The following is a 19847-nucleotide window of genomic DNA, read 5'->3' as shown; positions in this document are numbered from 1 at the left end:
TTTTTATTGGTTTTCCTCCAGCCTTCCGCGATTCGCCGCCGGATGCAAGCGTTAAAGCCCAAAATAAAAACAGCCCCGACCAGTGGGGCTGTTGTGCATGTTAGCGAATCAGGCGGCGGACGGGCCGTCGCGCCGGATAAGGCGCCGCAGCAGCGGAATTAAAATCAGCATCGCCACGCCGACGCCCGTCGCCCCCCAGCCCAGCGCGCTGAAGATTTCGCTGTAGCCGGGGTTGGTTTGCAGCGGCGTGCTGCCGCTGTTTTCCGGCATCAGGCCGGAGACGTAGCCCGCCAGCACCGAGGCGACGCCGGTCACCATCATCCAGCAGCCCATCATCACGCCCTGATAGCGCGGCGGCGCCAGCTTGCCGATCATGGCGTAGCCGATCGGCGAGATCATCAATTCACCGACGCTTTGCAGCACATAGCTGATAACGATCCATTTGAATGCCACCAGCCCGTCGCCGCCCGCCATGCTGATACCCAGCGGCAGCACCAGCATGCCCAAGCCGATGCAGAACAGCGATCCGGAGAACTGCAGCGGAATGTCGATGTTGCAACCGCGAGCGCGCAGGCGGTTGAACCACCAGGCCAGCAGCGGGCCGCCCACCACGATCACCAGCGTGTTGATGTTCTGGATCCACTGCGGCGCCACCTGAATGCCGTAAACGTTAAGGTTGATGTTGTGCTCGGAGAACAGCATCAGCCCCATCGGCGCCAGCTGGTACAGCGCCCAAAACACCAGCGAGCCCAGCGCCAGGATCAGATAGGCCGCCATTCTGCGGCGCTCATCGCGCGGATGGTGGCGCAGGGTCACCACGCACAGCATCAGGAAGATCAGCGCGCCGAGCACGATCACGAAGTGGCCGCTGAACTCGGCATGGGTCAGCATCACGCGAATAATCGGCACCAGCGCCACCAGCACCGCCAGCCCGACCAGCATGCGCCAACGGTATTGGCTGCGGGTGGCGTCGTACAGCGGGGTATTGAGATCCGCCAGAATGCGCCAGCGGCAGACGGCGACGATGATCGCCGCCGCGTTGCCCAGCGTGGCGAACAGGAACAGCGCGCGGTAGTTTTCCGTCAGTTGGAAATACCCGGCGACGGTAAAGCCGACGAAGAACCCGAGGTTCATACCGGCGTAGTTCCACAGGAACGCCGATTCGCGCCGATCATCGTCCGGCTTGAAACGCTGAGTAAGCATCATATTGATGCAGGTGACGTTAAGGCCGCTGCCGGTCAGGAACATCGCCAGCCCCCAGTACAACCCCCACACGCCCGCGACGGCAATCAGCGCGCAGCCGATCACCTGCAGCACCATGCCGAGCACGAACAGATTGCGGTTACTGAGGAATCGGCCGCCGAGGTAACCGCCGAACATGTGCAGGCCATAGTTGAAGGCGCCGAACACGCCCATCATGGCGTTGGCGCTGCTTTCGTTGAAGCCCAGCCGCTTGGTGGCGTACAGCACCAGCGTGGAGTAAAGCACGGCGAAGCCCAGCGTAGCGAAGATCTGGATGAAGAACAGCGCCCCCGCACCGGGGGGAATGGCATGGCGCGCTTGCGGCGCCGGCATGGCATCTGAAGGAGTCAAAACGAACCTCTACTGCATTATTATGTAATGAGTCTGTCCCTGTCTGCGATATCGCCGGCCTGTCACCCGGCAATCTGCACGGCGTCGTGATGTTCCTTGCCAAAAACGCCGCGCCGACATGATTCCATTTAGCGACACATCTGACTAATAATCCAGTATTAATGCATATAACAGCAAACAACCCAATCTCATTGGCGACATATTGAGCTATCTGTACAGAAAAAGGTCAAACAATCGTCTTTCATGGATTCCAACCGCTGCCTGCCCTGCCCGCCGACGGCCGCGAGTGGGAATATCGTTCGGTAAATCAGCAAATTGCTGCAAGTTTGGCTAAACAGTCATGAGAATGAAATAAGAGGGTTGACGCTGAGATCAGATTCTCCTACATTAGCGCCCGTCGACAGCGCAACGCGTTTTCGACAACAAAACGGTGAGGTGTCTGAGTGGCTGAAGGAGCACGCCTGGAAAGTGTGTATACGCGAAAGTGTATCGAGGGTTCGAACCCCTCTCTCACCGCCAAATTTAAAAAGAAAGCCTGGATTCGCGTCCAGGCTTTTTTTTGCATGGTGCACCGCCGAGAGGGGCGAGAAGCCTCGACAGGGTTCGACAAAACGCCTGCGTTTTGGACCGCCAACGGCGGCCCGCAGGGTGAGCGCAGCGAATCAAGCCCTCTCTCACCGCCAAATTTAAAAAGAAAGCCTGGATTCGCGTCCAGGCTTTTTTTGCATGGTGCACTGCGCATCTCCCCCCCTCTGCGACCGCGATTCTCATTTCCGCCGGTTATCCACGAACCTCACCGCTGATTTTCTCGCCCATTCATGACATCTGCCCTGCCGTTCGCCGCAGTTTTCAGCAAAGTGCGCACGGCTTGAGCGGACAAACAAAAACACAGAAATTATTCTTGACCGGATTGGCCCCACTCCCTATAGTAGCGCCCCGTTGCAGCGATGATTTCGCAACAAAAAAATATGGTGAGGTGTCCGAGTGGCTGAAGGAGCACGCCTGGAAAGTGTGTATACGCGAAAGTGTATCGAGGGTTCGAATCCCTCCCTCACCGCCATATTCTAACGAGAAAGCCTGAGCGAAAGTTCAGGCTTTTTTGTATGCATAGCGCACTGACAGGGAGGGTGAGAACCCTCGACAGGGTTCGACAAAACGCCCGCGTTTTGGACCGCCAACGGCGGCCCGCAGGGTGAGCGCAGCGAATCTATCCCTCCCTCACCGCCATATTCTACGAAGAAGCCTGAACTCACGTTCAGGCTTTTTTGTATGCATAGCGCACCGACCGGGAGGGTAAGAACCCTCGACAGGGTTCGACAAAACGCCTGCGTTTTGGACCGCCAACGGCGGCCCGCAGGGTGAGCGCAGCGAATCTATCCCTCCCTCACCGCCATATTCTAACGAGAAAGCCTGAGCGAAAGTTCGGGCTTTTTTGTATGCATAACGCACCGACCGGGAGGGAGCCCCTCGACAGCGGCATAAGCTGTCGACCATAATGCCCTCATAAAGATAGGCCAATGCGTAATGCAAGGGAGAAACGTGGCGCGTAAGAAGAAAGGCAATGCCCCGCGGCCAAAGACAGGCCCCGTTAAAGAAAAATCGAATAACCGTTTAGCGAAAGTATCGGCATTTTTGGTAGGCTCGGGGATTCTCGTGGCGATATTGGGCGCCGCCTATCAGTACTTCGCCGGCAGCGTTTCATTAGCTTTCGTTCAATCCGTCGGAAGAGCCTATGAGTTCCAACTGACAAACGACACGCCTTCGGATCGTACCGTAAAATCCTTCCGCATCGTTCCCCCCGACGTCCAGCAAGTGATCTACAAAGTCACCGAGGATGTGTATGCCACCCGCGACGAAAAAGGGCAGATTACCTTGCCGGGCGGCAACCAGAGCTATGTTCCCGCCGCAGAATTTAAAGAGCTTGATGGCCAGCGCCTATCCGCGAACTCCTCATTCAAGTTTCGCGTGCCGCCGCTTTCAAATCGCACCTGGATGGCGCCGGAGGCGGCCATCGTCGATATTCGTTATGAAATCGACTCATCGAACCCTGTACTTGCCGCTATTGAAGGCATATTTGACGTCCTTGGTTTCCACTCCCGCCAGCATACCGTTCGCTACCTGGTCATTGAAAACTACTGGACGCCTTCTCGTTCAAACTCTCTCAACGAGGCGATTCGCATATTCTGCCGCGACAGCGACACGGTGGTGAAGTCAGGCAGTTGCGACAACTTTTGAATCGCCACGGGTAGAGACAAAAAAGCCCGAACGCAAATTCAGGCTTTTTTATCCCCACTGCCCAACCGCTCAGTGGTGCGTGCGCCCCATGGACGCCGGCTGCGCCAACGCGCGGCGCCAGTCGCCCGGCGTTTGGCCAAACTGGCGTTTGAAGCTGCGGTTGAATGACTGCTGTGAGTCAAAGCCGAGCGAAATCGCCACGCTGACGATAGGCTCGCCGCTGTTGGCCAGGCGCTCCGCCGACACTTTCAGTTTTTGCATGCGGATATACTCCCCCAGCGCGTAGCCGGTCTGGCGTTTGAACATGCGCTGCAGATGCCATTTGGAATAGCCCGCGCGGTCCGCCACGGTGTTGATATCCAGTTTCTCTTCCAGATTGTTGTCGATCCACGCCTTCAAATCGGTAATAAAGCCCGTAGTGTTCATGCTGATGCTCCCATCATTCGGCAGGGTCACCCTCTGCCCGATGCACATACGTTGCAACAGTTTCGCTTTAAATGCAATTTTTATTATTGCATTTACCGGAAAGCCGCCACTATACTCCACCCAATTAATGTAACCGATATTGATACATTAATGTGACACCAATGTGTTTCAAAACCTAACGCTGCGCCGCTGCTGGGCGCAGCCGCCCCCTCGCCGCACGCCGGCGCGGGGGCGAATCCCGGAGAACAGGGCCGGGTATGGGGCCTGACCGCGCTTACTTATCGGAATAAAAATAATGGCAAATCAACCAAACTCATCGTTCAACGCCGGCGGCCGCACGCGCGCCGTCGCTCTGGGCCAGCGGCTCTCCGGGGTGGCGCTGTTGGCCGCCCTGCTCGCCGGGTGCGACAACAGCGTCGCGCACAACGCCCCGCCACCGCCGCCGGTGGTCAGCGCCGCCAGCGTGGTGGTCAAGCCCATCAGCCAATGGGATGCCTTCAACGGCCGGGTCGAGGCGGTGCAAAGCGTGCAGCTGCGCCCACGGGTCTCCGGCTACATCGAGCGGGTCAACTACACCGAAGGCGACGAGGTGAAGAAAGGCCAGGTGCTGTTCACCATCGACGATCGTACCTACCGCGCCGCGCGCGAACAGGCGCAGGCCGAGCTGGTGCGGGCACGCAACCAGGCCGCCCTGGCGCGCAGCGAATCCTCGCGCACCGAGAAACTGATCGGCACTCAGGCCATCTCTCAGGAAGTCTGGGAGCAGCGCCGGTCGTCCGCCGCGCAGGCGCAAAGCAACGTGCTGGCGGCGCAGGCCCAGCTCGACATGGCGCAGCTGAATCTCGACTTTACCCGCGTTACCGCGCCGATTGACGGGCGCGCCAGCCGCGCAATGATCACCGCCGGCAACCTGGTCACCGCCGGCGACAGCGCCAGCGTGCTGACGACGCTGGTGTCGCTCGACAAGGTCTACGTCTATTTCGACGTGGATGAAGCCACCTTCCTGCGCTATCAGCAGCAGGGCCGGCACGATGCGCGCTTGCCGGTGAAGGTCGGCCTGGTGGGCGAAGACGGCACCCCGCATCAGGGGCTGGTGGATTTCACCGATAACCAGCTGAACGCCGGGACCGGCACCATCCGCATGCGCGCCCTGCTCGACAACCGCGAGCGCCGCTTCACGCCGGGGCTGTTCGCCCGGGTACAGATGCCCGGCAGCGCCGAGTTCAACGCCATGCTGATCGACGATAAAGCGGTGATGACCGACCAAAACCGCAAGTTCGTTTACATCGTCGATAAAGACGGCAAGGCACAGCGCCGCGACATCGACGTGGGCCGCATGGCCGAAGGATTGCGCATCGTGCAGAAAGGGTTGGCAAACGGCGATCGGGTGATCGTCGACGGCATGCAGAAAGTGTTTATGCCGGGCATGCCGGTCGACGCGAAAGCCGTCGCCATGAACCCTATCGCCCCCGCACTTAACTAAGCTCCCAGCAGAGACTTCTGACCCATGGACTTTTCCCGTTTTTTCATCGACCGGCCGATCTTTGCCGCGGTGCTGTCGATCCTGATTTTTGTCGCCGGAGCGATCGCCATCCCGCTGCTGCCGATCAGCGAGTACCCAGACGTGGTGCCGCCCAGCGTGCAGGTGCGCGCCGAATACCCGGGCGCCAACCCGAAAGAGATCGCTGAAACGGTGGCCACACCGCTGGAAGAAGCGATCAACGGCGTCGAAAACATGATGTACATGAAATCGGTCGCCGGTTCCGACGGCGTGCTGGTGACCACCGTCACCTTCCGCCCCGGCACCGATCCCGATCAGGCGCAGGTACAGGTGCAAAACCGCGTGGCGCAGGCCGAAGCGCGCCTGCCGGAAGACGTGCGCCGCCAGGGCATCACCACTCAGAAGCAGTCCCCGGCGCTGACGCTGGTGGTGCATCTGGTCTCGCCTTCCGGCAAGTACGATTCACTGTACCTGCGTAACTACGCCACCCTGAAGGTCAAGGATGAGCTCGCCCGTCTGCCGGGCGTCGGCCAGGTGCAGATCTTCGGCGCCGGTGAGTACGCGATGCGCATTTGGCTCGATCCGAACAAGGTCGCCGCGCGTGGCCTGACCGCCTCCGACGTGGTGAGCGCCATGCAGGAGCAAAACGTGCAGGTCTCCGCCGGCCAGCTCGGCGCGGAGCCGATGCCGACGCGCAGCGACTATCTGCTGTCGATCAACGCCCAGGGCCGCCTGCAAACCGAAGAAGAGTTCGGCAACATCATCCTCAAGAGCGGCGACAACGGCGAGATCGTACGGCTGCGCGACGTGGCGCGCATCGAAATGGGCTCCGGCAGCTACGCGCTGCGCGCCCAGCTCAATAACAAGGATGCGGTTGGTATCGGTATCTTCCAGTCGCCGGGCGCCAACGCCATCGAGCTGTCGGACGCAGTGCGCGGCAAGATGGCCGAGCTGGCGACCCGCTTCCCGGACGGCATGAGCTGGAAATCGCCTTACGATCCGACGGTGTTCGTGCGCGATTCGATCCGCGCGGTGGTGGATACCCTGCTGGAAGCGGTGATCCTGGTGGTGCTGGTGGTCATTCTGTTCCTGCAGACCTGGCGCGCCTCGATCATTCCGCTGCTAGCGGTCCCGATCTCCGTGGTCGGCACCTTTGCCGCGCTGTATATGCTGGGCTTCTCGCTCAATACCCTCAGCCTGTTCGGGCTGGTGCTGGCGATCGGCATCGTAGTGGATGACGCCATCGTGGTGGTGGAAAACGTCGAGCGCAATATCGAAGAGGGGCTGTCGCCGCTGGCGGCGGCGCACCAGGCGATGCGCGAGGTCTCCGGCCCGATCATCGCCATCGCCGTGGTGCTGTGTGCGGTGTTCGTGCCGATGGCGTTCCTCTCCGGCGTTACTGGCCAGTTCTACAAGCAGTTCGCCGTCACCATCGCCATCTCGACGGTGATCTCCGCCATCAACTCGCTGACCCTGTCGCCGGCGCTGGCGGCGCGCTTGCTTAAACCGCACGGCGCGCCGAAAGATCTGCCGTCACGCCTGATTGACCGGCTGTTCGGCTGGCTGTTCCGGCCGTTCAACCGCTTCTTCGCCAGCGGCTCGCAACGCTATCAGCGCGGCGTGTCCCGCGTGCTGGGCCGGCGCGGCGCGATGTTCGTCGTCTATCTGCTGCTGCTGGCCGCCGCCGGCGTGATGTTCAAGACCGTACCCGGCGGCTTTATCCCGACGCAGGACAAGCTGTACCTGATCGGCGGCGTTAAGATGCCAGAAGGCGCCTCGCTGGAGCGCACCGATGCAGTGATCCGCAAGATGAGCGCCATCGGCCTGAGCGTGGACGGCGTCACCGATGCGGTGGCCTTCCCCGGCCTGAATGCGCTGCAGTTCACCAATACGCCGAATACCGGCACGGTGTTCTTCGCGCTGGAGTCGTTGAGCACCCGTACCCGCACCGCGGCGCAGATCAACGCCGAGATCAACGCGCGCATTTCACAGATTCAGGAAGGCTTCGCCTTCTCAATCATGCCGCCGCCGATCCTCGGCATTGGCCAGGGCTCCGGCTATTCGCTGTACGTGCAGGATCGCGCGGGCCTGGGCTACGGTGCGTTGCAGACGGCGATCAACACCATGTCCGGCGCCATTATGCAAACGCCGGGGATGGGGTTCCCGATCTCCTCGTATCAGGCCAACGTGCCGCAGCTGGACGCCAAAATCGATCGCGACAAGGCCAAGGCGCAAGGGGTACCGCTTAATGCGCTGTTCAGCACGCTGCAGACCTACCTCGGTTCGTCTTACATCAACGACTTCAACCGCTACGGCCGCACCTGGAAGGTGATGGCGCAGGCCGACGGCCAGTTCCGCGACAGCGTGGAGGACATCGCCAACCTGCGCACCCGCAACGACAAGGGCGAAATGGTGCCGATCGGCAGTATGGTCAGCATCGGTACCACCTACGGCCCGGATCCGGTGATCCGTTATAACGGCTTCCCGGCGGCGGATCTGATCGGCGACGCCGATCCGCGCGTGCTCTCCTCTACCCAGGCGATGGGCGCGCTGACGCAGATGGCCGGCAAGCTGCTGCCGAACGGCATGAACATCCAGTGGACCGATCTGAGCTACCAACAATCGACCCAGGGCAACGCCGCGCTGGTGGTGTTCCCGGTAGCAGTACTGCTGGCGTTCCTCGCGCTAGCGGCGCTGTATGAGAGCTGGACGCTGCCGCTGGCGGTGATCCTGATCGTGCCAATGACCATGCTGTCGGCGCTGTTCGGGGTGTGGCTGACCGGCGGCGACAACAACGTGTTCGTGCAGGTCGGGTTGGTCGTTCTGATGGGGCTGGCCTGCAAGAACGCCATTCTGATCGTCGAGTTCGCCCGCGAACTGGAAATGCAGGGCAAAGGCATCGTCGAGGCGGCGCTGGAGGCCTGTCGCCTGCGGTTGCGGCCGATCGTGATGACCTCCATCGCCTTCATCGCCGGCACCATCCCGCTGATCCTCGGTCACGGCGCCGGCGCCGAGGTGCGTGGCGTCACCGGCATCACGGTGTTCTCCGGCATGTTGGGGGTCACCCTGTTCGGGCTGTTCCTGACGCCGGTGTTCTACGTCACCCTGCGCCGCCTGGTGGCACGCAAAGCGCAGCCGCAGACGGCGTAATCATCGTCTTAACATGCAAAAAGGTCGGGCATTGCCCGACCTTTTTTATGCATGCGATCCGCGATTATTTACCGGCGGCTTCGGCCTCTTGCTCGGCGGCGTATTCCGCGCAGGCGCGCTTGTCGCCCCGCTCCAGTTCGGCCAGCGAATCGGCCACGGTGTGGCGCGCCAGCACCGCAAGCGAAGCCTGCTCGGCCTCGTTCACCACCGATTTGAAATACCAGCAGGCGTTGGCGCTCACCAGGCAGCGGGCCGGCACTTCAGGGCGGGAAGCCCAGATGCGCTTGTCGTCGATCACCGCCAGATAGATGTCCCGAAGGGTGATCTCTTCCGCCGGGCGGCCAAGGTGGATAGAGCCGTTTCGGCCCAGGGTGGAAACGATGATGCCATCTTTGGTCAGCGGGACCATCAGTTTGCGGATAAAGCTGGGGTTGGCTTCCAGAGCGGCGGCGAGGGTGGCGCTCGTCGAACGCATGCCCTGCTTCTCAGCTACGGCGACGCTAAGGACCATTTGCAACGCTGTCGGAAAGCGAAAATCTAACATGTCGTTATCTCTGCGAGACGAAATACTCGGGTTTTACCGGTGCGGCGATTGGCGCCGAACACACCGCTTAATTGCACAATAATATAACAAACGCGGGGGCTTTTTTGAAGTTTTGCCCAGTGATATCGCACGCAGACATTAGAACGATCGCAAATTTTTGGGCAGGTAGAAAACAGAAACCCGCGTCAATGTTAACGCCGCTCGCTTAACCGGGTTAAACGATCAGAACTAACACTGCCCGCGGGCTTAATTCGAATGTGGCGATCAGGCTCTGTTCAGCACCAGCTGGCCGTTTTTATCCAACGGGATTTGCGTGCCCGGATCGTGATCCATGCGGATCTTGCCCTGCTGATTACCGATCTTGTAGGTCACGTCATAACCCAGCATTTTCTGAGACTTGTCGTAGACCGTTTTGCAACGCTGCTGAACGCTGGTGCTGACGTCGTTGTTTTGCATCGCCCCTTGCACCTGGTTGCCGGCGTAGCCGCCGCCCAGCGCGCCGACCACGGTCGCCACGTCGCGCCCGCGACCGCCGCCGAACTGGTGGCCGATCACGCCGCCCGCCACTGCGCCCAGCACAGAACCGGCGATGCGGTTTTCATCCTGCACCGGCGCACGGTGCGTAACGGTGACGTTGCGGCATTCCTGACGCGGCGTTTTGATGGTTTCTTTAATCGGCGTTGCGGCGAGCACCTGCGCGTACTGCGGACCGGCAGAAAAGACGTCCAGGCTGGCTACCGCAGCAATCCCCAGAGCGGCAGCGATACCAATCCCAACACCGGCTAACATTGACTTGTTCACAGGAAACCTCCTGAAAGTGTTACCACGCATTTTGTCCGGGGTCTGTGACCGGCTGCACCGCGCTTATTATTTTGCGCATGGGCGGCTTGCGGTATCCCGGTTTACGGCGTGCGCGACGCGCCGTCTGTAAACGAGGTAAAGTCTGCACAATGATTTGAGGGCCCGCAATAAGACAAGGGGACCAAAAATGCGGGAAAACGGCCGTTTCGCCGCTGTTTAGGAGGAATCTTAAGAATTTTACCCATGCCGACGACAGCTTATGCTGAAGAATCAAACAACCGCCGCCGTTCGCCTCGCGCCGCCATAAAAAAACCCGCGCGGGCGAACCGGCGCGGGTTGGTCGACGAAGGCAGGATCAGTGCATTTTCAGACGCGGGCGGATCACCCGGTTGATGCCGCCTACCAGCATCATCAGGCCGGTTTTGATGTAGCCGTGCAGCGCCACCTGGTGCATGCGGTACAGCGAGATGTAAACGAAGCGCGCGATGCGCCCTTCCACCATCATCGAGCCGCGCATCAGGTTGCCCATCAGGCTGCCGACGGTGCTGAAGCGCGACAGCGACACCAGCGAGCCGTGGTCTTTATACACGTATGGCTTCAGCGTCTGGCCGTTCATCAGCGCCAGAATATTGGTGGCGCAGCGCGAGGCCATCTGGTGCGCCGACTGGGCGCGCGGCGGCACGAAACCGCCGCCCTCTTTCGGGCAGGAGGCGCAGTCGCCGATGGCGAAGATGTTCGGATCGCGCGTGGTCTGCAGCGTTGGCTCCACCACCAGCTGGTTGATGCGGTTGGTTTCCAGGCCGCCGATGTCTTTCATGAAGTCCGGCGCCTTGATGCCGGCCGCCCAGACCATCAGATCGGCGTCGATGAACTCGCCACCCTTGGTGTTCAGGCCTTTGGCATCGGCGCTGGTCACCATGGTGTTGGTCAGCACGCGCACGCCCAGTTTGATCAGCTCCTGGTGTGCCGCAGCGGAAATGCGCGGCGGCAGCGCCGGCAGAATGCGCTCGCCGGCTTCCACCAGCGTCACGTTCAATGCGCTGTTGTCCAGGCCTTCGAAACCGTAGCTGTGCAGCTGCTTCACCGCGTTGTGCAGTTCGGCGGACAGCTCAACGCCGGTGGCGCCGCCGCCGACGATGGCGATGTTGACCCGCTCTTTTTGCCCCGGCTGCGCCGAGAACTTCAGGAACAGGTTGAGCATTTCGTTGTGGAAGCGACGCGCCTGATGCGGGTTATCCAGGAAGATGCAGTGCTCTTTCACGCCCGGCGTACCGAAATCGTTCGAGGTGCTGCCCAGCGCCATCACCAGGATGTCGTACGGCAGTTCGCGCGCCGGCACCAGCTCGCCGCCCTGCTCGTCGCAGATCTGCGCCAGCTGCAGCGTTTGCGTCTCGCGGTTGATGTTGGTCAACGACCCCAGTTGGAAGCTGAAATGGTGGTTGCGCGCGTGCGCCAGGTAGCTGAGCGCATCCACGCCGTCATCGAGGGAACCGGTTGCCACTTCGTGCAACAGCGGTTTCCACAAATGGCTGTGGTTGCGATCCACCAGCGTGATCTCCGCTTTGTTCTTGCGGCCAAGTTTATGGCCCAGGCTGGTCGCCAGCTCCAAGCCACCGGCGCCGCCGCCAACAATAACGATTTTCTTCTTTGGCGTTGTCAAAATAACCCCCTAAATGTGAACCATTTGTTATTCCAGGGTAAATAAATAATATCCTTAGAATACATAGGGTTCGCTTAAAATAAATCGGCTCTCTAAGGCCAGAATAACATGTGAGGTTATTTGGTCATACCAAAATTGACGTACATCAAATTTTTTTGGTTAAAGGCTGGACGCGGGGATTTTTTGGGGATTGTGATTCAAATAGTTAGCGCTGAGTCACAGTTTTAAATTTTGCCGATTGCCACGAAAAACTTTACCTTGGCGTACAAAAAAGCCGCACTTTCCGTCGGTACAAAACGGTGGGTGCGGCTCGCGGCGGCGTTATGAAACTGTTAACCCAGCGCCTTGAACGCCTTGATCCGCTGCAGATGCGGCGAGATGTTTTTGAACTTGTGCGTCTGCTGTTCATCCCAGACGATTTCGTAGTAGTGATGCAGCAATTCGGCGCTGCGCCGGTTATCCAGCACCTCGTCGTGCCGCGACAGCACCACCAGACAGCGATCGCGATTTTTCTCGCGGAAATCCTCCACGCACTTGGTGGCGATATCGCGATACTCTTCCGGCCGGTCTATCTTGCCGTGCATGTGCTCTTCCGGGTACAGATTGGGGTTGAACATCGCCTGGCGAATGCCGCACAGGAAGCCGATTCGCTCCGCCCAGAAGCCGCCGAGGCCGACCCCGCAGATCAACGGGTGCGCATCGCCGCCCTGCTGCACCGCCTTGTCCACCTCTTTCAACAGATGCTGCATGTCGTGACGCGGATGCAGCGTGCTGTAGCTGATGAAGCGCACGTCCGGATCGATAAACTGCAACTGTAACACCTTTTCATGATTGCCGGGACTGGTGGAATCGAAGCCGTGCAAATAGATAATCATGTGGATCCTCGCAACAAGCCAAGGGCCGCGGGCGCGGCCCTCATCATTTCCGCTCTGCGCCGCGATGCGGCGCCTGGATTCACCCTTGCGAACGCTGCTTGTGCTCCTCCCAGCGTTCGCTCAGCGCGCTGAGCGCCTTGTGCGCCTGCTGCCAGCGCTCGGAGTCGCGCAGTTCCTGACGGGTGAACTGACCGCGATGATATAACCGCTTCACCTTCTCTGCTTTGACCGGGGACAGGTTATCCAGCACGCTGACCGCACCTTCGCGGTGGTTGCACACCAGGATCATGTCGCAACCGGCATCCAGCGCCGCCTGGCCGCGCTCGGCGTAGCTGCCCATGATGGCGGCGCCTTCCATCGACAGATCGTCGGAGAAAATCACGCCGTCGAAGCCCAGCTCCTGACGCAGGATCTGCTGCAGCCAGTAAGGCGAGCCGCTGGCCGGACGCGGGTCCGCTTCAGTATAGATGACGTGGGCCGGCATGACGGCGTCCAACAGCTGGCGGTTGATCAGCTCGCGGAAGATCGCCATGTCGTGCTCGCGGATCTGCGCCAGCGGCCGCGGATCGCGCGGGGTTTCCTTGTGCGAGTCGGCGCTGACGGCGCCGTGCCCCGGGAAGTGTTTACCGGTGGTTTTCATGCCGGCGCTGTGCATGCCGAGGATAAAGCGTTCCGCCATCGCCAGCGCCTGCTGCGGATCGCTGTGGAACGAGCGCTCGCCGATCGCCGCGCTGCCGTGGCCGATGTCCAGCACCGGCGCAAAGCTGATGTCGATATCCTGTGCGATCATTTCCGCCGCCATCAGCCAGCCGGCCTCCTGCGCCAGACGGCCACCTTCCTGCGCATCGTGCAACGCGGCGAACGACTGCGCCGCCGGCAGGCGGGTGAAGCCCTCGCGGAAGCGCTGTACGCGCCCTCCCTCCTGATCCACCGCCACCACCAGCCGATCGTGCGAGGCGGCGCGGATCTGGCGCACCAGCTCACGCAGCTGCTCGGCGTCGTGGAAGTTGCGGGTAAACAGGATCAATCCGCCAACCAGCGGGTGTTTCAAAATTTCGCGTTCTTCTGCATCCAGCTCGTAGCCGGCGACATCTAGCATTACTGGGCCCACGGGCACCTCACTTCATGATTGTTCGTTCAGAATTCGGATGATGATAAACAAAGCCGCCGGCGCACCGCCGCGCCCCAGCGCAAAAATTCGGCGTCGCCGCTCTGCTGCCAGCGCACTTCAAACCACAGCAGCATCAGATAATCCACCCACGGCAGCCAGCGGCGTACCTGCGCCTGCAGCCGGGCGACGTCGTGATAGCCCTGGCACGCGTAGTGCTGCAAAAAGCGCTGCTGCTGGCCGGCCGACCAACCGTTGCCGCGAAACAGCGCGGCGATATCCAGCGCCACGTCGCCGTCGGCGGCATATTCCCAGTCGATCAGCCGCAGCCCTTCGCCGGTGGCGAGCAGATTACCCGGATGGATGTCCATGTGCAGCGGCGCCAGGCGCAGCGGCCGTGGTAAGGCGCTGCGTAAAAAATGACGCTGCAGGCGCAGCCAGTCAGGGGTTAAACGCCGCCTATCCAGCTGCTGCCAGTAGCGGCGGAACTGCCGCTGCAGATCCAGCCGGTAACCGCTGAGCGGCCGCCGGTGCAGTTCCGCCGCCATCGCCGCCAGCTCGCCGCGCTGATTCAGCGCCGCAAACTCGGCATCTGTGACGACGTCACCTTCGAGCCATTCGAGGATAAGCCACTGATTATTCTGTGCGAAAACCCGTGGCCCCAGCCCCGGCGCGCAGCGCCGCAAGACCCGCGCTTCCCGCCGCCTGCTCACGCCCAGCGCGCGCTTTTCCGCACTGTGCTGCCGCGCCAGCAGCGTGATGCCCGCGCCGTCGATGCGCCAGCTCTCGCCGGTCAGCCCCTGCACCGGGCTGAAATGACAACCGGCGGTATTCACCGCCGGCAGTCTGGTTTCCATCAATCGTCGCAGCGCGGCCTCAGCGTTTAACGGCGCCATTGCCCGACCAGACGATCTCGCCGGTTTGCACCAGCATCAGCTGCATATCCAACGCCGGCGACTTCACGTCGCCGCTGACGTCGCTGTATAGCACGTACTGCGCGCCGACGATGCGCGCCAGGCCAATCGCCTTGCTGCGCGAACCGAAGCTGTCATCCGCCGACAGGCCCAGCGTTTGTCGGGCACTGGTCAGCTTCGCTTCCGGCACCACGCTGAAAGTGGAGTTCGACGCCAGCGCCTTGTACAGCGCCGCGGTGGCCTTGCCCATCTGCAGCGAACCGTTGGTATTGTTCTTGACGCTGTCCAGCAACAGCACGCTGCCGGCCGTGACGCCATCGGCCTTCAGCATCTGCCCCACCAGCGGCTGAACGCTGCCCAGCCAGTCAAGCTGCTGGATTTTCGGCGGTTGCGGCACCGGCTCGGTGGTTGGCGGCTGTGGCTGCTCGACCGGCGGATTCGGTTGATCCGGTTCGACGGTGACCGGCGGCAGCGGCTGATCCGGCTCAGGCGGACGCGACAGACAGCCGCTCAGGGTTAATGCGGCCAGCGCCACTAAGACGTACTTTTTCATGCTTTTTCTCCAAACCTGGCAAGCGCTTACAGGTACAGGTACAGACGCGCGCTTTTGGCGTCCAGGTTGCCGTTAATCGAGTAGATTTTGGCGTCCGAGTCGGGCGCCACAACGATCTCGCGCGGTTTCTCGAAGGGGCGAATATCCAGCCCCTGCGCGTCATACCAATAGAAACGATAATGCACGGTGACCGGCGTCGGTTGGCTGTTATTGAGCACCGAGGTCGCCATCACCCGCCCGGAAGCGTTCGAAATCGAAGGCGTATCGGCCAGAATGCCAGCGGTCAGCACCGAAGGATCCATCACCACCGTTTGGCCTTGGTTGACCGCAATGCCGGACGGCGAACTGCACCCCATCAGCAACGCGGCGGGCAGCGCCAACGCCATCAGACCACGCAGAGTTTTTTTACCGCGCATGATTTCCTCGCTTAGCGTGACAGCAGCGGCCCCAGCGAGCGACCACCGACCAGGTGCATATGAATATGATAGACCTCCTGACCAGCGTGGCGGTTGCAGTTGACGATCAGGCGGTAGCCGTCTTCGGCGATGCCTTCCTGTTCGGCGATCTTCGCCGCGGCGGTGATCATGCGGCCCAGCGCGGCTTCGTGCTCCACGGTCACGTCGTTGACGGTTGGGATCAGCACGTTGGGAACGATCAGCACATGGGTGGGTGCCTGAGGGGAGATGTCACGGAAAGCGGTGACCAGTTCATCCTGATAAACCACATCAGCAGGGATTTCGCGGCGGATAATTTTACTGAAAATCGTTTCTTCGGCCATCTGGCGTTCCTTTTTACACAATTAGCTGTACGCAGTATGAGTGACAAATTCTACTGCTTTCAACCTGATTGCGCACTTTCCGCGTCGAGTGCTGCAGATTCGCGCAGGCCGGCGCCCCGCTTGTGCACCTTTTCACTTTGGTTATTCACTATTGTTGCTTTACTTGCCCCGTGCTGCCGCCAATAGTAACCCCATGATTAACAAAGAGTAGAGGGTGTTATGCCACTGAGGATTTCGGCGCTGTGCGCGCTGTTGCTGAGCGCTGCCGTTCAGGCGGCCACGGCGGGCGGTATCGATCTGCAGGCTAACCGCGAGCCGATACGCGCAGCGAAAAACCCCGCCGCTATCGCACTGATTCCGGCGAATTTTCACTTTGCGGTGCCCGGCAAGCTGACAGTGGCGGTGGCGTTCGAGAACTCCCCGCCGCTGGCGCTGTTCGCCGAAGACAATAAAACGCTGATCGGCAGCGATCCGGACATCGCCCGCCTAGTGGCCGACAGCCTCGGACTGACGCTGAATCTGGTACCCACCTCCTGGGAAGATTGGCCGCTGGGCATCAGCGCCGGCAAATACGATGCGGCGATCTTCAACATCGCCGTCACCAAACAGCGCAAGACCAAATTCGACTTCGCGACCTATCGGGTGGACACGCTGGGCTTTTACGTCAAATCCACCAGCCACATCACCTCGATCAACCGGCCACAGGACGTCGCCGGGCTGCGGATCATCGTCGGATCCGGCACCAATCAGGAAAACATTTTGCTGGGGTGGGATAAACAGAATCGCGCCACCGGGCTGCCGCCGGTGCAGCCGATCTATGTGACCGACGACGCCGCCACCAACCTGAGCATTCAGTCCGGGCGCGCCGACGCGTTCTTCGGCCCCCACTCCACCGGCGCCTACAAGGCGGCGCTGACCGGCAAGACCAAAATGGTCGGTATCGGCCCCAGCGTGGCCTACGTCGCGGTCACCACCAAAAAAGGCAACGGGTTGGTGAACGCCGTCAACGCCGCCATCAACGGCGTTATCGTCAGCGGCGAATACGCGCAGGTGCTGGAGCGCTGGGGCGAAGGCGACGAAAAGGTCGAGCGCTCCGCCATCAACCCGCCGGGCATCGGCGACTAGCCGCCGATCAGCTGCGGCGCGTGCCGACGCATCCACTCGGCCAGCGAGTCCAGCGTCGGCCGCAGCGATTTGCCGAGCGCGGTGACCTGATACTCCACCCGCGGCGGCACTTCGGGATACACCTGCCGCGTCACCAGGCCGCGCTGCTCAAACAGCCGCAGCTGGCGCGTTAGCTCTTTTTGCGCAATGGGCGCCACCGCCCGCTGCAGTTCGCTGAATCGTACCGGGCTGTCGATCACGATCAGCCGGTACAGGATCGGTATCGCCCACTTGCCCGACACCAGATTGACGAAGTCCACCATCGGGCAAGGTTCGCCCGCCGTCGGCAACGCCGCCAAATTATTTTCCGCCGCTAATGGCGCTTGCGCCGTCATTTCATCCCACCTCGCCCTTTAGTATTCAAAAGGTGCCTACTATGCAAAAGGAACTATAGCGCAAATAATGCCGCAACTGACGCTAAAGAGGAATCGGTTATGTCACGACTGCAAGGCAAATACGCATTGATTACCGGCGGCACCAGCGGCATCGGGCTGGAAACCGCCCGCCAGTTCATCGCCGAGGGCGCGACGGTAGCGATCACCGGGCGCAGCCAAAGCGCCCTGGACGCGGCGGGCCAGGCATTGGCGGGCAAGGCGCTGTTGCTGCTGAGCGACGCCGGCGATATCCCGCAGCAGCGCGAACTGGTACAGCGGCTGGGGCTAAGGTGGCCGCGGCTGGACGTGCTGTATATCAACGCCGGCGACGTTACGCATCGCCCGCTGCAGGAGTGGGATGAGCAGAGCTATCAGCGGCTGATGGACATCAACCTGAAGGGGCCGTTTTTTCTGATCCAGGCTTTGCTGTCGCTGCTGGCCAACCCGTCTTCGGTGATCCTGTGCGGTTCGGTCAGCGCCCATATCGGCCTGCCGCAGAGCAGCGCCTATGCCGCCAGCAAAGCCGGCTTGCTGTCGCTGGCCAGAACGCTGTCCGGCGAGCTGCACGCGCGCGGCATTCGCGTCAACGGCCTCAGCCCCGGCCCGACCGAAACCCCGGCGTTGGGTAAGCTGGGGTTGGCGGAAGCGGATGAGCAGGCATTGCGCGACGATATCCGCGCGCTGGTGCCGATCGGCCGCATGGGCAGCGCGCTGGAGCTGGCCAAAGCGGCGGTGTTTCTGGCGGCGGACGAGTCGGCCTTTATGGTCGGCGCCGAGCTGCAGATGGACGGTGGCGTGGGGAATTTATAATTTAATTTAGCGACGCGGCCGCGCCCCGCGCGGCCCATAAGATCACCCCAGCCCAGGGATCTCAACGCCGAAGGTCTGCAACAGCAGCACCACGTTGAGCAGCACGATCACCACCGTGCCGACCACCGCTGCCAGGCTGGTCCAGCGGCCGTTGGCGAACTCGCCCATGATGTCGCGGCGGCGGGTGAACATCACCAGCGCGATCATCGGCGCCGGCAGCGCCAGGCTCAGCACCACTTGGCTGTAGACCAGCGCGTCGGTGGCGTTGACGCCCATCGCCACCACGATAAACGCCGGCACCATGGTGACCAGGCGGCGCACCCACACCGGAATGCGGAAGCCAACGAAGCCCTGCATAATCATCTGCCCGGCCATAGTGCCCACCACCGAGCTGGAAATGCCGGAGGCGATCAGCGAAGCGAGGAAGATGCCGGCGGCCGCCGCACCGAACAGCGGCGTCAGCGTATGGTAGGCGGTGCCAATTTCGGCCACGTCGCTGTTACCGGCGTGGAAGGCACTCGAGGCCATGATGACCATCGCGATATTCACCAGCCCGGCGAGCGCCAGCGCGATCACCACCTCAATATTGGAGAAACGCAGCAGCTTGCGCCGCTCGCCGTTATCGCTGGCCGGGCTGCGGTGCTGAGTCAGCCCCGAATGCAGGAAAATGGCGTGCGGCATCACGGTGGCGCCGATAATGCCGACGGCGATGGTCAGCGCCTGCGCGTCCGGCAGTTGCGGCGTCACCATGCCGATCCCGGCCGCCTGCCAATCCACCGGTACGATGAACATCTCCACCAGGTAGCACAGCGCAATGATGCCCACCAGGCCGCCGATCATCAGTTCGACCGGGCGGAAACCTTTTTTTTCCACCATCAACAGCGCATAGGTGATCACCGCCGTCACCCCCATTCCCGCCAGCAGCGGCATATGGAACAGCAGCGCCAGCGCGATCGCCCCGCCGAGAAACTCTGCCAGATCGGTGGCCATCGCCGCCACTTCGCTAAGCAGCCACATGCCGATCACTACCGGCCGTGAAAACTGGTCGCGGCACATCTCCGCCAGATTGCGGTTGGTGACGATGCCCAGCTTGGCCGACAGCGCCTGGAACAGCATGGCGATCAGGTTGGCCATCACCACCACCCATAGCAGGCTGTAGCCGTATTTCGCCCCGGCCTGAATGTTGGTGGCGAAGTTGCCGGGATCCATATAGGCAATAGAGGCAATCACCGCAGGGCCGGCGAACAGCAACGGCGTAAAGGCGCCGCGCTTGCGTCCGGCAAGGGCGGCGCCAATCGCAATGTTGGTCCGTTCGGTTAACGATGGAGTGGTTGCCGCATCACGCATGAAGTACCCTCAAT

Annotated in this window: 18 protein-coding genes, 2 tRNA genes and 2 other RNA genes; 9 read left to right on the top strand and 13 right to left on the bottom strand. The window is 61.2% G+C overall.

What is annotated here, in order from left to right; translation table 11 throughout:
- Nucleotides 1–108: 108 nt before the first annotated feature.
- A complete protein-coding gene (locus ACJ8HT_RS11470) occupies nt 109–1575 on the bottom strand; it encodes a peptide MFS transporter (RefSeq protein WP_084826394.1) in 1467 nt (488 codons plus the stop codon).
- Nucleotides 1576–2022: 447 nt separating this feature from the next.
- Between ACJ8HT_RS11470 and ACJ8HT_RS11465 the strand changes: the two genes are divergently transcribed.
- From ACJ8HT_RS11465 to ACJ8HT_RS11445, 5 genes are all read left to right on the top strand, one after another.
- A tRNA-Ser gene (locus ACJ8HT_RS11465) sits at nt 2023–2112 on the top strand.
- A 451-nt stretch (nt 2113–2563) separates the two neighbouring features.
- A tRNA-Ser gene (locus ACJ8HT_RS11460) sits at nt 2564–2653 on the top strand.
- 47 nt (nt 2654–2700) lie between these two features.
- Nucleotides 2701–2820: non-coding RNA, RtT sRNA (locus tag ACJ8HT_RS11455), on the top strand.
- A 46-nt stretch (nt 2821–2866) separates the two neighbouring features.
- Nucleotides 2867–2986, top strand: a non-coding RNA gene (locus ACJ8HT_RS11450) — RtT sRNA.
- Between the two features lie 146 nt (nt 2987–3132).
- Nucleotides 3133–3828, top strand: coding sequence for a hypothetical protein (locus ACJ8HT_RS11445; RefSeq protein WP_197651990.1), 696 nt, complete (start codon nt 3133–3135; stop codon nt 3826–3828).
- A gap of 69 nt (nt 3829–3897) precedes the next feature.
- Here ACJ8HT_RS11445 and ACJ8HT_RS11440 read toward each other — a convergent pair whose 3' ends face one another.
- On the bottom strand, nt 3898–4254 hold the full coding sequence (locus ACJ8HT_RS11440) for a helix-turn-helix domain-containing protein (RefSeq protein ID WP_004928813.1): 357 nt from the start codon (nt 4252–4254) through the stop codon (nt 3898–3900).
- A 295-nt stretch (nt 4255–4549) separates the two neighbouring features.
- Here ACJ8HT_RS11440 and sdeA point away from each other — a divergent pair, with 295 nt between their 5' ends.
- On the top strand, nt 4550–5737 hold the full coding sequence (sdeA, locus tag ACJ8HT_RS11435; protein ID WP_197651991.1) for a multidrug efflux RND transporter periplasmic adaptor subunit SdeA: 1188 nt from the start codon (nt 4550–4552) through the stop codon (nt 5735–5737).
- A 24-nt stretch (nt 5738–5761) separates the two neighbouring features.
- Complete coding sequence (gene sdeB, locus ACJ8HT_RS11430; RefSeq protein WP_197651992.1) at nt 5762–8905, top strand: multidrug efflux RND transporter permease subunit SdeB; 3144 nt, start codon at nt 5762–5764, stop codon at nt 8903–8905.
- Nucleotides 8906–8969: 64 nt separating this feature from the next.
- Here sdeB and ACJ8HT_RS11425 read toward each other — a convergent pair whose 3' ends face one another.
- From ACJ8HT_RS11425 to hinT, 9 genes are all read right to left on the bottom strand, one after another.
- Nucleotides 8970–9449 (bottom strand): RrF2 family transcriptional regulator, encoded by a 480-nt coding sequence (locus ACJ8HT_RS11425; protein ID WP_015377469.1) that lies wholly within the window; start codon nt 9447–9449, stop codon nt 8970–8972.
- Between the two features lie 264 nt (nt 9450–9713).
- Nucleotides 9714–10250: a glycine zipper 2TM domain-containing protein gene (locus ACJ8HT_RS11420; RefSeq protein ID WP_168166356.1), complete on the bottom strand. Its 537-nt coding sequence runs from the start codon at nt 10248–10250 to the stop codon at nt 9714–9716.
- Between the two features lie 355 nt (nt 10251–10605).
- Complete coding sequence (locus ACJ8HT_RS11415; RefSeq protein ID WP_004928794.1) at nt 10606–11910, bottom strand: NAD(P)/FAD-dependent oxidoreductase; 1305 nt, start codon at nt 11908–11910, stop codon at nt 10606–10608.
- 332 nt (nt 11911–12242) lie between these two features.
- On the bottom strand, nt 12243–12785 hold the full coding sequence (ycfP, locus tag ACJ8HT_RS11410; protein ID WP_033638056.1) for an alpha/beta hydrolase YcfP: 543 nt from the start codon (nt 12783–12785) through the stop codon (nt 12243–12245).
- 79 nt (nt 12786–12864) lie between these two features.
- The gene (nagZ, locus tag ACJ8HT_RS11405; RefSeq protein WP_033646434.1) at nt 12865–13884 is read right to left on the bottom strand and encodes a beta-N-acetylhexosaminidase; all 1020 of its coding nucleotides are present in this window, start codon (nt 13882–13884) and stop codon (nt 12865–12867) included.
- Nucleotides 13885–13922: 38 nt separating this feature from the next.
- Complete coding sequence (gene thiK, locus ACJ8HT_RS11400; RefSeq protein ID WP_197651993.1) at nt 13923–14789, bottom strand: thiamine kinase; 867 nt, start codon at nt 14787–14789, stop codon at nt 13923–13925.
- Nucleotides 14770–15360, bottom strand: a complete 591-nt coding sequence (gene lpoB / locus ACJ8HT_RS11395; RefSeq protein WP_049271371.1) for a penicillin-binding protein activator LpoB — start codon at nt 15358–15360, stop codon at nt 14770–14772. The genes thiK and lpoB overlap by 20 nt, the downstream gene beginning before the upstream one ends.
- A 26-nt stretch (nt 15361–15386) precedes the next feature.
- Nucleotides 15387–15776: a YcfL family protein gene (locus ACJ8HT_RS11390; protein ID WP_049202783.1), complete on the bottom strand. Its 390-nt coding sequence runs from the start codon at nt 15774–15776 to the stop codon at nt 15387–15389.
- An 11-nt stretch (nt 15777–15787) separates the two neighbouring features.
- A complete protein-coding gene (gene hinT / locus ACJ8HT_RS11385; protein WP_004928776.1) occupies nt 15788–16138 on the bottom strand; it encodes a purine nucleoside phosphoramidase in 351 nt (116 codons plus the stop codon).
- A 219-nt stretch (nt 16139–16357) separates the two neighbouring features.
- Here hinT and ACJ8HT_RS11380 point away from each other — a divergent pair, with 219 nt between their 5' ends.
- Nucleotides 16358–17263, top strand: a complete 906-nt coding sequence (locus ACJ8HT_RS11380; RefSeq protein ID WP_197651994.1) for a transporter substrate-binding domain-containing protein — start codon at nt 16358–16360, stop codon at nt 17261–17263.
- Here ACJ8HT_RS11380 and ACJ8HT_RS11375 read toward each other — a convergent pair.
- Nucleotides 17260–17637 carry a winged helix-turn-helix transcriptional regulator gene (locus tag ACJ8HT_RS11375; RefSeq protein WP_147839435.1) on the bottom strand — a complete coding sequence of 126 codons (378 nt, stop codon included), beginning with the start codon at nt 17635–17637 and terminating at the stop codon, nt 17260–17262. The genes ACJ8HT_RS11380 and ACJ8HT_RS11375 overlap by 4 nt on opposite strands.
- A 99-nt stretch (nt 17638–17736) precedes the next feature.
- Between ACJ8HT_RS11375 and ACJ8HT_RS11370 the strand changes: the two genes are divergently transcribed.
- Nucleotides 17737–18486 (top strand): SDR family oxidoreductase, encoded by a 750-nt coding sequence (locus tag ACJ8HT_RS11370; protein WP_197651995.1) that lies wholly within the window; start codon nt 17737–17739, stop codon nt 18484–18486.
- A gap of 42 nt (nt 18487–18528) precedes the next feature.
- Here ACJ8HT_RS11370 and ACJ8HT_RS11365 read toward each other — a convergent pair whose 3' ends face one another.
- A complete protein-coding gene (locus ACJ8HT_RS11365; RefSeq protein WP_049271379.1) occupies nt 18529–19833 on the bottom strand; it encodes an Nramp family divalent metal transporter in 1305 nt (434 codons plus the stop codon).
- Nucleotides 19834–19847: the final 14 nt, after the last annotated feature.

It is taken from the genome of Serratia sp. CY44782, from assembly GCF_052168715.1.
GTDB classification, from domain to species: domain Bacteria; phylum Pseudomonadota; class Gammaproteobacteria; order Enterobacterales; family Enterobacteriaceae; genus Serratia; species Serratia nevei.
Note: the sequence above shows the minus strand (reverse complement) of the source record. Positions and strands in the feature narration are given on the sequence as shown.

Bases quoted from the DNA above. Each gene is read 5' to 3' on its own strand.
- thiK (WP_197651993.1), bottom strand. From the start codon at position 14,789: ATGGCGCCGTTAAACGCTGAGGCCGCGCTGCGACGATTGATGGAAACC.
- hinT (WP_004928776.1), bottom strand. From the start codon at position 16,138: ATGGCCGAAGAAACGATTTTCAGTAAAATTATCCGCCGCGAAATCCCT.
- ACJ8HT_RS11470 (WP_084826394.1), bottom strand. From the start codon at position 1,575: ATGCCGGCGCCGCAAGCGCGCCATGCCATTCCCCCCGGTGCGGGGGCG.
- ACJ8HT_RS11375 (WP_147839435.1), bottom strand. From the start codon at position 17,637: ATGACGGCGCAAGCGCCATTAGCGGCGGAAAATAATTTGGCGGCGTTG.
- lpoB (WP_049271371.1), bottom strand. From the start codon at position 15,360: ATGAAAAAGTACGTCTTAGTGGCGCTGGCCGCATTAACCCTGAGCGGC.
- ACJ8HT_RS11365 (WP_049271379.1), bottom strand. From the start codon at position 19,833: ATGCGTGATGCGGCAACCACTCCATCGTTAACCGAACGGACCAACATT.
- ACJ8HT_RS11370 (WP_197651995.1), top strand. From the start codon at position 17,737: ATGTCACGACTGCAAGGCAAATACGCATTGATTACCGGCGGCACCAGC.
- ycfP (WP_033638056.1), bottom strand. From the start codon at position 12,785: ATGATTATCTATTTGCACGGCTTCGATTCCACCAGTCCCGGCAATCAT.
- nagZ (WP_033646434.1), bottom strand. From the start codon at position 13,884: ATGCTAGATGTCGCCGGCTACGAGCTGGATGCAGAAGAACGCGAAATT.
- ACJ8HT_RS11380 (WP_197651994.1), top strand. From the start codon at position 16,358: ATGCCACTGAGGATTTCGGCGCTGTGCGCGCTGTTGCTGAGCGCTGCC.
- ACJ8HT_RS11440 (WP_004928813.1), bottom strand. From the start codon at position 4,254: ATGAACACTACGGGCTTTATTACCGATTTGAAGGCGTGGATCGACAAC.
- sdeB (WP_197651992.1), top strand. From the start codon at position 5,762: ATGGACTTTTCCCGTTTTTTCATCGACCGGCCGATCTTTGCCGCGGTG.
- sdeA (WP_197651991.1), top strand. From the start codon at position 4,550: ATGGCAAATCAACCAAACTCATCGTTCAACGCCGGCGGCCGCACGCGC.
- ACJ8HT_RS11390 (WP_049202783.1), bottom strand. From the start codon at position 15,776: ATGCGCGGTAAAAAAACTCTGCGTGGTCTGATGGCGTTGGCGCTGCCC.
- ACJ8HT_RS11425 (WP_015377469.1), bottom strand. From the start codon at position 9,449: ATGTTAGATTTTCGCTTTCCGACAGCGTTGCAAATGGTCCTTAGCGTC.